This is a genomic window from Bacillus sp. LUNF1 (genome assembly GCF_011008975.1).
Classification (GTDB): domain Bacteria; phylum Bacillota; class Bacilli; order Bacillales; family Bacillaceae; genus Bacillus; species Bacillus velezensis.
Map to the genome: position 1 here is coordinate 2,776,122 of NZ_CP048876.1, position 11,820 is coordinate 2,787,941.

The window sequence follows — 11,820 nt, forward strand, 5'->3', positions numbered from 1 at the left end:
AGGCCGCGCGGCTATAGATGCAAATGATGTGCAAAGAGTGCTGCATTTTCATTTATGATGGTTAAACCGGTATAACGGTCTCGCAGTGTGTGCGCATGCTTAAGCGCATCGCTGACAAGGTCCTGTTTTACACCGATCTCATCGAAACAGGCGGGACCTCCCGCAGATGCGAGCCACCCGGCAATTGTTTTGCCGTCGGGAAGCCCTTCATATGCAGAATGAATCGCCTCGCGAAAGTGCGGCGGCAGTTCAGCAAGCTTTTCGTGACAAGCCAGTTCTTTGTAAATATCACTCAGCACCGCGCACGCACAGCCGACCTTCGCACCGTGGAGAATCGGAGGCTGTTTTGCCTTCAGCATTTCCATCTCAATCCAATGCGAGATGTGATGTTCTCCTCCTGAGGCGGGGCGGGAGTGGTCAAGCGCAAGCATGACAAGACCCGAAACGATCAGCGCTTCCATCAGTATCTGAATGCCGGCCTCCGTTCCCATGGCAATGTCAGCGCGGTGATCAATGCACTGCCAAAGCGCGTCTTTCACAAGCTTCGCCCCGGCTTCTGAGTACGGCTCACCCGCAAGCCTGCGGGAAATCTCCCAATCTGCCAGCGATGTTATTTTTCCGATCATATCTCCGAAGCCCGCGGCTGTCATTGAACGGGGCGCTTCTTTTAATACATTCGTATCGGCAAATAAGGCGATCGGCGCTTTCGTTTGAATCGTCGTTTTGATTCCGTTTATTATGAGCGGCGCTCCAGCCGATGTAAAACCGTCGACTGACGGAGCGGTGGGGAATGAGATAAACGGCAATCCGCGCTGATAAGCGGCAAACCGCGTAATATCGTGAATCGTTCCTGAACCGGCCGCAATGATGACATCCGTCTCTTCCGCGAGATTGATCAGCGTATAGACCAATGTCCTCTCATCAGCCGCGGCGGCCCCGGCTTCATGCTCCGGAATGATGACTTTTGACGCTTTGATCCCGCCTGCCCTCAATTCTTCCGCAAGCAGACGTCCCGCCGCCTCGTAAGTGTTCCGGTCACAGACGATGAGCGGATGATTCCAGCATTTTTTTTGCAGAAATCTGAGAAGCTCTTCTTTTGCATTCGCCCCGATCACGATATCTTCTATTTGAATCGGTGAGCGGCTGGCCCCTTCCTTGTCAAACTCGGATTGAATGTCCTCAGGAGAACGTTTCATAAAAGGATTCCCTCCTTCGCTAATCCTGTCAGGTCTTTAATAGAATCAAGGACGATGTCAGGTTCATATAGACGGGGCTCCCCAAGTTTGGCCGACCCCGTCAGAACCAATACGCTTTTCATTCCGTACAGCCTGCCCATTGCGATATCAGATTCGAGGCTGTCTCCGATAATGGCGCATTCCTCAGGGGGAAGTCCGAGCGCTTCACATGCCGCCTCAGCCATCAGCCAAGACGGTTTGCCGATGACAAGCTCCGTTTTTGCTCCGGCGGATGCTTCAATGGCCCCGATCATTCCCGCGACGTCCATGGCATGGCCGCTTTCATTCGGAAAGGAGCGGTCCCGGTTCGTGGCGATGATGCGCGCGCCGGAGGAAGCCGCCTTAAAAGCGAGATTCAGATCTTCGTAGGTGACGGTTTCATGCAGGGAGATGACAAGCCAGTCAGCCGCCTGCGGGTTTTGCGCCAAGGCGACACCCGCTAAAGCGAGTTCATCAGTCAGCCCTTTCTCTCCTAACACCCACACCTTTGACAAAGGATAATGCTTCTTTAAAAATGATGCCGTCACACTGGAGGACAGCACGATGCTCCGTTCATCCGTGCGGATACCGGCACCCAGCAGTTTCTTTCGGCACATTGCTCTTGATAGATTGCCGCGGTTGCTTAAAAAGACAACGGCTTTGCCCAGTGACTGAAGGGTATGAACGGCTTCTTTTGCGCCGTCAATCAGCTCCCGCCCCCTGAATACGGTTCCGTCTAAATCAATCAGAAACCCGGCTGCGTCAAGTTTGGCCATAATAAGCATTCGCCCCGTGTTTTCTGTAAAAATGCTTGTCGTGCAGCACTCTGTCGATCGGACTGAGCTGTTTGTTCAGCATAAGCGAATGGTAGGCCATTTCCGCTACCGTTTCGAGCACAACGGCGTTATGCAGGGCATTCAGCGCGTCCGTTCCCCAGCAGAACGGGCCGTGGCTGTGGACGAGGACACCCGGATTTTGTTCATACGGTTCGTTTTGAAAGGTTTCGGCTATGACTTTGCCTGTATGATATTCGTAATCTTTCACAATTTCTTCTTCATACATTTCCCTCGTACAGGGTATAGCGCTTTCAAAGTAATCCGCGTGAGTCGTTCCGAGAGCGGGTATGTCTCTTCCGGACTGTGCCCAGCTCGTCGCCCAGCGGGAATGAGTATGAACGATTCCGCCGATCGCCGGAAACGCTTTATACAGATAAAGATGGGTCGGCGTGTCAGAAGACGGTTTCAGCGAGCCTTCGAGAATGTCTCCGTCCTCATTCAGGACGACCAGTTTGTCAGCGGTCAGCTCACTGTAATCGACACCGCTCGGTTTAATGACGATTCTCCCGCTCTCTCTGTCAATGCCGCTGACATTCCCCCATGTAAACGTGACAAGGTTATGTTCCTCAAGCTTCAGGTTGGCAGCGAGCACTTCTTCTTTTAACGCTTCAAGCATGGCGGCTCCCTCCTTTCGCAAAATCACGGTTTTTAATGGCTTTTAGGCGTTTCATGACATTGTTTTCTTTGCCGAAGTAGTGTACGAGCTCTTTATATTCCGCATATAAGCTGTCATAAATCTCAGCTCTTTCCCGGTTCGGGGCATAAAAGCCGTCTTTTAATTTCCCCATATGCGCACATGCTTCAGCAATATTGGAGAATCCCCCGTTTTCCCGTCCCGCGGCGAGCGCTCCGAAAATCGCGGAGCCGAGTGCAGGCGCCTGCGGAGACCCGGATAATTTAATATCCATATTTGTGACGTCTGCATAAATCTGCATGACAAACGGATTTTTTTCGGCGATTCCTCCGGCTGCGTAAAGCTCTTCGACCGGAACGCCGTTTTCCCGGAACGTTTCGATAATCATCCTCGTTCCGAACGCTGTCGCTTCAATCAATGCCCTGTAGATTTCTTCCGGCTTCGTATGCAGCGTCATGCCGAGCATCATGCCCGTCAAATCTGCGTCCACCAAGGTTGACCGGTTTCCGTTCCACCAGTCAAGCGCGAGAAGGCCGCTTTCCCCGGGAACAAGTTCAGCTGCTTTTTTGCTGAGCAGCTCGTGAATGTCTATGTGTTTATCCTCAGCTTCCTTCTCATAGTCTCTCGGAACGCACGTTTTGACGAACCATTCAAAGTGGTCGCCGACACAGGACTGCCCCGCTTCATATCCCGCATATCCGGGCAAGATGCCGTTATTGACGACCCCGCACATACCGGGGACGATATGTTCTTCGTCGCCGAGCAGCACATGGCAGGTAGACGTTCCCATGATCATCAGCATTTTCCCCGGCTCTGTAATACCGACCGCGGGCACTGACACGTGAGCGTCGACATTGGCGACGGCAACGGCCGTCCCCGGCAGAAGCCCGGTCAGCTCCGCCATTTTTTCGGTCAAACCTCCTGCTTTTTCCCCGACTGAATAAATGGAGCCGCTTAATTTATCCTTTGTAATCGTTTTCATTAACGGGTTGAGCCTTTCGAAAAAATGATCCGGCGGATACCCCGTATCCTCATTCCAGATTGCTTTGTAGCCGGCCGTGCAGTTGCTTCGCTTCAATGAACCGCACAATTGATAGACGATCCAGTCTGCCGCTTCCACAATCTGATCTGCCGCCTTGTATATATGCGGCGCTTCTTCCGCGATTTGCATGATTTTCGGGATCATCCATTCGGAAGAAATTTTACCGCCGTATCTTTTAAGGAATGTTTCATTTGTGTCTTCGGCAATCGTGTTCAAACGGTCTGCATGTTTTTGAGCCGCATGATGCTTCCACAGCTTCACATAACTATGGGGCTCCCGTTCAAATTCCGGCAGCATACAAAGCGGCTGCCCCGCGCCGTCTATCGGCAAAATCGTGCAGGCGGTAAAATCAATTCCTATGCCGATCACGTCTTTTGGATCAGCGCCCGCCTGCTCAAGCAGGTTCGGAATCGCCGTTTCCAGAACTTCGATATAATCGGCAGGATGCTGAAGCGCCCAGTCCCGAGGGAGTTTTTCACCCGTCTTCGGCAGCGTGCGGTCGATGACGGCATGAGTATATTCTTTTACCGCAGACGCGATTTCTTCGCCCGTGCGGACATTGACAAGCACCGCCCGGCCGGACAATGTGCCGAAATCAACACCAATCGTATACGCCATATCAATTCCCTCCCAACCGGTATAATACGTCATTCCATTTCAGCTCTTTTTTCAGCTCATGTATTTCGGTATTGCGGGAAATAAAGATGCTTTCAATGCCTGCCATCTCAGCCCAGTCAAGCATCTGTTCAGCCGTAAGCCGGAAGGACATACAGGTATGATGGGCGCCTCCCGCCAAAATCCATGCTTCCGCAGCTGTTTTCAGCGATGGCTCCGGCTTCCACAGCACCCGCGCCACAGGGAGATTCGGCATATCATGATCAATTTCCCTGCCTTCCGCTTCATTCAGAATGAGACGGAATCGCCCGCCGATATCAATGATGCTGGCGATGATGGCTGAACCGCCGATTCCGTTAAAGACCAACCGGGCCGGATCTTCCTTCCCTCCGATTGAGAGAGGATGAACTTCGATTTTCGGCTGATCAAGGGCGATCGTCGGACATACTTCAAGCATATGTGATCCGAGAATCATCGCACGCCCCGGTTCAAAATGGTACGTATAATCTTCCATGAAGGAGGTTTGTTCTCCGTCCGCCATTATTTTCATCATTCGCACAAGGACAGCCGTTTTCCAATCGCCTTCGCCGGCAAATCCGTACCCTTTTTCCATGAGACGCTGAACGGCAAGACCCGGAAGCTGCTTCATTCCGTGCAAAACTTCAAACGAGGTCGAAAACGCTGTATATCCGCCCCGTTCGAGAAAGGCCGTTAATCCGAGTTCAATTTTCGCCTGTTCTTTAATGGAAGCAACTTTTGCTTCATCCCGTTTTGTTTCGTCGCTGATGACATACAAGTTGTCGTATTCCTCATAAAGCGCCTCAATTTCTGCGTCGGTGACGTTGTTCATCACCTCGGTAAGATCGCCGATTCCGTACCCGTCAACCTGCCAGCCGAATTGAATGTGGGCGCCGACTTTGTCTCCGTCAGTAACCGCCACATTCCGCATATTGTCGCCGAACCGGGCTACTTTAATATTCCTGCTTTCATTCCAAGCGGCAGCCGTGTTCATCCATTGCGAAATGTCATGTTTGACTTCCTCATCATCCCAATAGCCTGCGATGACTTTTCTCGTCTGCCCCATTCTTGACTGGATATATCCGTATTCCCGGTCTCCGTGAGCGGATTGGTTGCTGTTCATAAAGTCCATATCAATCGTTTCCCACGGGATGTCGCGATGATACTGGGTATGCAGATGAAGCATCGGCTTTTGAAAAGCGGAAAGACCTTCAATCCACATTTTCGCAGGGGAAAATGTATGCATCCACGTCACGACCCCGGCACAGTTTTCTTGATACTGCGCTTCCCGCAAAACCTCTCTGATTGTTTCAGATGACGTGACAACCGGTTTATGCCTGATCTTGTATCTTGATGACACCCCGCTGAGGCCGTCACATATTCCCTTTGCGTGTTTATCGACAAGCTTCAGCGTTTCCTCTCCGTATAAGTGCTGGCTTCCCGTTACAAACCAAAATTCATATTCTTTGTTCTGAAGCACATTCATTTCCCCTTCCCATCAAAATAAAGCGCTTGCATTTTTAAAAAAAACATACGTACGAATATAAACTACAAAACTTTAATCCTTTTATTTGTACGAACAATTTTATTATAGTTAAGGAGGAATCAAACTGTCAATCTTTTATTGCAAGTAAAAAAGCCGGACACACATGCCCGGCTGCTCAATTAATAGGAAGGCCAGCCTGAACTCCAATCGATATCATTGATGAGCATCTTCGGAATTCCGCTGTTTTCGGCATCATACGCATGACGCACTAAAATATTCCCGTTCACAATGTCTTGACCGCCCGGGCCTTTCCAGCGGTCATTGCCGGAATCAAGAATCGTCCCTCCGCCTTCAGACATGCTTTTCCCGCTTTTATCGAGATATGGGCCGGTGATGCTTTTGCTTCTTCCATAAGCGATTTTGTACGTACTATTCACGCCTGAACAGCATTTATCAAACGACACCATTAAGTAATAGTAGCCGTTCTGGTAAGTGATCGCCGGCGCTTCCAAAGCTCCGCCGTTATTCGGTCTGGCAGCGATGGAATAAAGTGATCCCGTCGGTTTCATTGTATTTTTATCAAGCTTTGTCAGCTTAATGCCGCTCCAAAAAGAACCGAAGGCAAGCCAAGGGTTTCCGTCTTTATCAATTGTCAGCTCCGGATCAATTGCATTGTAGTTATTGGCGCTTGTTGAACGGATGACGAGCCCTTCGTCCTTCCAGTTTCCCGAACTGAGGCTTGCAGATGATGCAAGACCGATCGAGGAGGTATTTTTGCCGAATGAAGAAACGGCATAATACAGCCAATACTTTCCGTTAAAATATTGAACATCGGGGGCCCATTGATTCAGCCCGTAATTCGGCACATAATTGCCCCACCATGACAGCGGAGAATTAAAAATTGATTTCTGAACGGTCCATACGCCGCCGCTGCCCGCCTTTAAGACGCGAAGTCCCCTCTCCCCTTCCAAACCGGTTCCGAAAGCGTACCACGTGTTTCCTTCCTTCGCCATTGTCGGATCGTGAAGCAATTCATTTGATGCCCCCCAAAACGCGGCAGATGCCGGAGATGAAGACATCATCAGCAGCCCGGCTGTAACGGCTGCGCACGAAAAGCGGATCATGCGTCTGAATCTGTTTTTCATTTGTAAATCCTCCCCTTTTTTAAAGCGCTTTCAAAAACGTGTTGTCAAATTTTTCTATGTCTTCTCTTATTGTAGACGCAGGGCTCATATTTGTACATATAAAAAAAAGAATCTGCTTAAAAAAGCAGATTCTTCCGTATCTTTATTGATAAGTAATACGGTCAACCGTTTCCCGATCTAATTTTTTAATCACTTCTGTGATCAATTTTACCGTATTCTCATAATCATCCCGATGCAAAATAGCGGCATGAGTGTGAATGTAGCGCGTCGCGATCGTAATGGACAGCGCCGGCACTCCGTTTGCGGTTAAGTGAATGGAACCTGAATCCGTGCCCCCTCCGGCAATGGAATCGAATTGATACGGAATTCCCGCTTCTTCCGCCGTGTTCACGACAAGGTCGCGCAGCCCTTTGTGAGATACCATTGATGCGTCATACAGAATAATTTGCGGCCCTTCGCCGATTTTGCTTTGCGCCTCTTTTTCAGAAATTCCCGGTGTATCTCCGGCAATTCCGACATCCACACCGAACGCGATATCAGGCTGGATCGTATGTGCCGCTGTTTTCGCCCCGCGCAGCCCGACTTCTTCTTGAACGGTTCCGACCCCGTATACTTCATTGGGGTGATCACTGTTTTTCAGATTTTTTAATACATCGATGGCAATCGCACAGCCGATACGGTTGTCCCATGCTTTCGCCAATAAATGCTTTTCATTGTTCATCACTGTAAATTCAAAATACGGCACAATCTGGTCACCCGGAAGAACGCCCCATTCCATTGCCTCTTCACGGCTGGACGCCCCGATATCGATGAACATCTCTTTAATATCGGCGGCTTTTTTTCTGGCGTCAGGAGGCAGAATGTGAGGCGGTTTCGAACCGATGATCCCCGTGATGTCCCCTTTTTTTGTCACGACGGTGACGCGCTGGGCCAGCATGACCTGAGACCACCAGCCGCCGACGGTTTGAAAGCGGAGAAAGCCTTTATCAGTGATTTGCGTCACCATAAAACCGACTTCGTCTAAATGCCCTGAGATCATGATTTTCGGACCGTTTTCTTTGCCGGTTTTTTTGGCGATTAAGCTTCCCAGCCGGTCTGTTGTGACGTCATCGGCAAATGGTTCTATGTATGATTTCATCACTTGTCTTACTTCTCTCTCATTTCCCGGTATCCCTTTTGCATCCGTTAACGCTTTCAGCATGGTGAGCGTTTCATCTAATTTTGTCATCAATAAACCTCCTTTTTTTCACTACCCTTCTTATTATACAAAACCAATGCTGAAGCATACGATTAATTCGCCTGAAAAACGGGTAAATGTTTTTATCTATTTCTTTTAAAAAAATGAAACCTTTTGTTTTGTTTTTCGTATTACATCAGATCATGACAAAGGTGAGGAGGTGCCTTCACACATATGGCCATTACAGTATTGAGGATTGTCTTGCTTGCACTTCTTATTTATTTTATTTACATGTGCGTCAAATTTTACGCAAACCCGAAAAGAAGGCTCAGACTGGCACAATCAAAAGAGAATTTTTATTTTATTGACGAACAGAAAAACACGCGAAAAAATCTCCAGCTTACTTATAAAGGAGTGCTCTTTGAAGGAGAAAAGCATATCCCTTCCAAAGATCATCCGCTGTTTATTCATACGATATTTGTATGGACCGAAAATCCGGAAAAGCTGAACCGCTTTTCTGCAGGTGATTTTGAAGAAGTCGAAAAAAAGGTATTGGAGCGGTATCCGAATTGCAAGATTGATTGGGACCAGCCCATCAAAAAAGCGAAAAAAGCAGGCGAGCGATAAGCTCTCCTGCTTTTTATGTTTTATACATCAAATACATCAGCACAAGGGCGGCTTCAGTGAGAAAAAGCAGCGGCACCCCGTATAAAAAGGATTTGTGTTTCGTCTTATGCCTGAAGGTGCGCATGCCGATCCATACGCCGAGTGAGCCGAACATGGCGGCTGTGAGCCATATTCGTTTCTCTGATATTCTCCACCGGTGTGCCTTTGCTCTTCTTTTATCAGCGCCCATGATCCAAAAGCCGTATCCGTTTATCAATACGGCGTAAATGAAGAGAGCCATTGATTGTCACCCTTTACGTAAAAAAACCGCTCCCGGAAAGAGAGCGGCTTTTTCAACTTACTTGTCTAACTGAGCTTTAGCAGCATCAGCAAGCTGATTGAAAGCAGTAAGATCGTTTACAGCAAGATCAGCAAGCATTTTGCGGTTTACTTCGATGCCTGAAAGCTTAAGACCGTGCATTAAACGGCTGTAAGAAAGACCGTTCATACGTGCAGCAGCGTTGATACGAGTGATCCAAAGCTTACGGAAATCACGTTTTTTCTGACGGCGGTCACGGAATGCATAGTTTCCTGATTTCATGACCTGCTGGTTTGCTACTTTGTATAATCTATGTTTTGAACCGAAATAACCTTTTGCTAATTTAAGAACCTTTTTACGACGCTGACGCGACACAGTTCCGCCTTTTACTCTTGGCATTATATTTCCCTCCTAATTGTTCCTTGTCCGATTACTTGATGTTAGCAAGCTGTTGTTTGATACGTTTGAAGTCTCCTGCGCTTACAATAGCACCCTTGCGAAGCTTACGCTTTTGCTTTTGGGATTTGTTGGCGAATAAGTGACTTGTATATGCATGAGAACGTTTTAACTTCCCAGAACCTGTCTTTTTAAAACGTTTAGCAGATCCGCGGTGAGTTTTCATTTTTGGCATGGGATTTCCTCCTTATTGCTTTTCGTTTTTCGGCGCGAGCATTAAGAACATGCTGCGGCCGTCCATTTTTGGTTTTGTTTCGACTGTCGCAACTTCCGCACATGCTTCAGAGAAACGGTCCAATACGCGCTGGCCGATTTCTTTATGAGTGATTGCGCGCCCTTTAAAGCGGATAGAAGCTTTCACTTTATCGCCTTTTTCAAGGAATTTAATCGCATTGCGCAATTTCGTGTTAAAGTCATGCTCATCGATCGTCGGACTTAATCTAACTTCTTTTAAGTTAATGATTTTTTGATTTTTGCGTGCTTCTTTGTCCTTTTTCTGCTGCTCGAATCTGAACTTACCGTAGTCCATGATGCGGCAGACAGGCGGTTTTGCATTTGCTGCAACTAACACAAGGTCAAGATTTGCGCGGCCGGCGATTTCAAGTGCTTCCTGACGGGACTTGATGCCGAGCTGATCGCCATTTTGTCCGATCAGACGAACTTCACGTGCACGGATACCCTCATTAACCAATTGATCTTTGCTAATAATGAGCCACCTCCATAGTTTCTTCGAATTGATTCACAACGCTTTTTGACTGCATTCTGCAGGCAAACAAAAAGTGCGGGCATGACAACACACCCACACTACGAACATCTGCATAAATAAAAATGTACGGTCAACCTGCCAACTACATGAATGTGTCAATCAGGTGAGAAGCGGGTGCCTCTGCTTGTGATTTATATTCAATTCAATAACTATTTTACACAATACCGGATCATTAGTCAAGAATGACTTCTCCGGATCAACTTTTTCATTTTAACACGATGCCAGTGTGAGCGCAAGGAAAAATGTGAAATTTCGTTCTTTGCCGCCTGCAGATGCTGCCGGACAATAAAAAACCCGGGTCTATGACCCGGGTTTATCCTCCGATGAGCTGAACGAATACCGGAATGACCAGCACTGTCACCACTCCTACGACGACAACCGCGATACTTGCCATTGCCGCTTCTACTTCCCCCATCTCAATACCGACCGCAACACCGAGTGCGTGTCCTGATGTGCCGAGAGCCAGTCCTTTAGAGATTGGGTGCTTTACTTTAAACAGTTTTAAGAATAGAGCACCCAGAGCATAGACGATAACGGCGTTGAAAATAACGGCGAAAGCGGTGATATCGGTGATGCCGCCGATTCCTTTTGACAGCGGAAGGGCAATTGCCGTTGTCGCCGCCTGCGGAAGCATGCTTTTCATAACGGCCGCGTCAAGATGAATGCCTTTTGCGATCAAATAGACAATCGTCACTGAGCAGATAGAGCCGACAATGATAGAAGACATGATCTGCCACCAGTATTTTTTCAGTTTGTCACGCTGTTTGTATAAAGGGATGGCAAAAGCGATCGTCGCGGGCTCCAGGAAGAATTTAATAATGTCTCCTCCGCTTTTATAATCTTCATATGAAAAACCGCCGAGCTTCAGAAAAAGGATTCCAAGCACCATCGCGACAAACAGCGGGGTGAAGAGGAAAAAGCCTCTCGTTTTTTTAAATAAATACGTGCCGATGCCAAAGGCCGCAAGTGAAACGACAATACCGAAATATGGACTCATCCGATTTCCCTCCTAATGCTGCACAAGTTCTTTTTCCTGATTGGAACGGCGCACCGTTTGTTTTTCAGGAGCTGCCTTCTGACGTTTTTGGCTGGCAGACAAGATCAGCTGAGAAAAAAGGCCCGTCGCCCCTAACAGAATGATGGTGGCGAGTAAGATGACGAGTGCAATCTGCACGCCGTACTGCTGCATGACGCCAAGTGAATTCATCACGGAGATGCCCGACGGGACAAATAAAAATCCGATCAGTGACGTTAATGATGTTCCCAGCGTTTCTACTTGTTCAAGCTTAATCACTTTCAGACATAAGAGGACAAATAATAACACCAAACCTACTACGGAAGCGGGTATAGGAATGGGGACAATCGCTGCAATCCCATTAGATATGAGCATAATTACGGCAAAAATAAATGCTTGTGTCAGAAATCCGTACACTTTTTTCGCACTCATTTTCTTCACCTCTTTCTCTTTGTTAGGTCCATTATAAAAGAGAAATCGATATTTAAAGC

The 11,820-nt window shown here is 48.1% G+C and carries 14 protein-coding genes and 1 other annotated feature; of the genes, 1 reads left to right on the plus strand and 13 read right to left on the minus strand.

All coding sequences use genetic code 11. From position 1 onward, the window contains the following. Positions 1-11: 11 nt before the first annotated feature. The 7 genes from G4O42_RS13580 to G4O42_RS13610 all read right to left on the minus strand — a co-directional run bounded on the left by G4O42_RS13580 (position 12) and on the right by G4O42_RS13610 (position 8,218). Entirely contained in the window at positions 12-1,196 is a 1,185-nt protein-coding gene (locus G4O42_RS13580; RefSeq protein WP_032873740.1) for a sn-glycerol-1-phosphate dehydrogenase, read from the minus strand. Continuing rightward, complete coding sequence (locus G4O42_RS13585; RefSeq protein ID WP_370465913.1) at positions 1,193-1,999, minus strand: sugar-phosphatase AraL; 807 nt, start codon at positions 1,997-1,999, stop codon at positions 1,193-1,195. The genes G4O42_RS13580 and G4O42_RS13585 overlap by 4 nt, the downstream gene beginning before the upstream one ends. Continuing rightward, entirely contained in the window at positions 1,977-2,666 is a 690-nt protein-coding gene (gene araD / locus G4O42_RS13590) for an L-ribulose-5-phosphate 4-epimerase (RefSeq protein WP_003152509.1), read from the minus strand. The genes G4O42_RS13585 and araD overlap by 23 nt, the downstream gene beginning before the upstream one ends. Beyond that, the gene (gene araB, locus G4O42_RS13595; RefSeq protein ID WP_032873736.1) at positions 2,659-4,344 is read right to left on the minus strand and encodes a ribulokinase; all 1,686 of its coding nucleotides are present in this window, start codon (positions 4,342-4,344) and stop codon (positions 2,659-2,661) included. The genes araD and araB overlap by 8 nt, the downstream gene beginning before the upstream one ends. Position 4,345: 1 nt before the next feature. Beyond that, on the minus strand, positions 4,346-5,839 hold the full coding sequence (gene araA, locus G4O42_RS13600) for an L-arabinose isomerase (protein ID WP_032873733.1): 1,494 nt from the start codon (positions 5,837-5,839) through the stop codon (positions 4,346-4,348). Positions 5,840-6,024: 185 nt separating this feature from the next. After that, positions 6,025-6,990 (minus strand): arabinan endo-1,5-alpha-L-arabinosidase AbnA, encoded by a 966-nt coding sequence (abnA, locus tag G4O42_RS13605; protein ID WP_032873730.1) that lies wholly within the window; start codon positions 6,988-6,990, stop codon positions 6,025-6,027. Positions 6,991-7,132: 142 nt separating this feature from the next. Continuing rightward, positions 7,133-8,218, minus strand: coding sequence for a M42 family metallopeptidase (locus G4O42_RS13610; RefSeq protein ID WP_007408096.1), 1,086 nt, complete (start codon positions 8,216-8,218; stop codon positions 7,133-7,135). 183 nt (positions 8,219-8,401) lie between these two features. On the opposite strand from G4O42_RS13610, the gene G4O42_RS13615 reads away from it, so the two are divergent. Beyond that, positions 8,402-8,794: a hypothetical protein gene (locus G4O42_RS13615; RefSeq protein WP_003152498.1), complete on the plus strand. Its 393-nt coding sequence runs from the start codon at positions 8,402-8,404 to the stop codon at positions 8,792-8,794. A gap of 13 nt (positions 8,795-8,807) precedes the next feature. On the opposite strand, the gene G4O42_RS13620 is transcribed toward G4O42_RS13615, so the two are convergent. The 6 genes from G4O42_RS13620 to lrgA all read right to left on the minus strand — a co-directional run bounded on the left by G4O42_RS13620 (position 8,808) and on the right by lrgA (position 11,761). Then, positions 8,808-9,074 (minus strand): DUF1294 domain-containing protein, encoded by a 267-nt coding sequence (locus G4O42_RS13620; protein WP_007613018.1) that lies wholly within the window; start codon positions 9,072-9,074, stop codon positions 8,808-8,810. Between the two features lie 57 nt (positions 9,075-9,131). Next, positions 9,132-9,491 (minus strand): 50S ribosomal protein L20, encoded by a 360-nt coding sequence (gene rplT, locus G4O42_RS13625; RefSeq protein WP_007613019.1) that lies wholly within the window; start codon positions 9,489-9,491, stop codon positions 9,132-9,134. 31 nt (positions 9,492-9,522) lie between these two features. Continuing rightward, complete coding sequence (gene rpmI, locus G4O42_RS13630) at positions 9,523-9,723, minus strand: 50S ribosomal protein L35 (protein WP_003152493.1); 201 nt, start codon at positions 9,721-9,723, stop codon at positions 9,523-9,525. 12 nt (positions 9,724-9,735) lie between these two features. Then, positions 9,736-10,257, minus strand: a complete 522-nt coding sequence (infC, locus tag G4O42_RS13635) for a translation initiation factor IF-3 (RefSeq protein ID WP_071543361.1) — start codon at positions 10,255-10,257, stop codon at positions 9,736-9,738. A 58-nt stretch (positions 10,258-10,315) separates the two neighbouring features. Beyond that, positions 10,316-10,446 (minus strand) — a sequence feature (ribosomal protein L20 leader region). 181 nt (positions 10,447-10,627) lie between these two features. Next, the gene (lrgB, locus tag G4O42_RS13640) at positions 10,628-11,311 is read right to left on the minus strand and encodes an antiholin-like protein LrgB (RefSeq protein WP_007408093.1); all 684 of its coding nucleotides are present in this window, start codon (positions 11,309-11,311) and stop codon (positions 10,628-10,630) included. Between the two features lie 12 nt (positions 11,312-11,323). Continuing rightward, positions 11,324-11,761 (minus strand): antiholin-like murein hydrolase modulator LrgA, encoded by a 438-nt coding sequence (lrgA, locus tag G4O42_RS13645; protein ID WP_032873728.1) that lies wholly within the window; start codon positions 11,759-11,761, stop codon positions 11,324-11,326. Between the last annotated feature and the right edge of the window lie 59 nt (positions 11,762-11,820).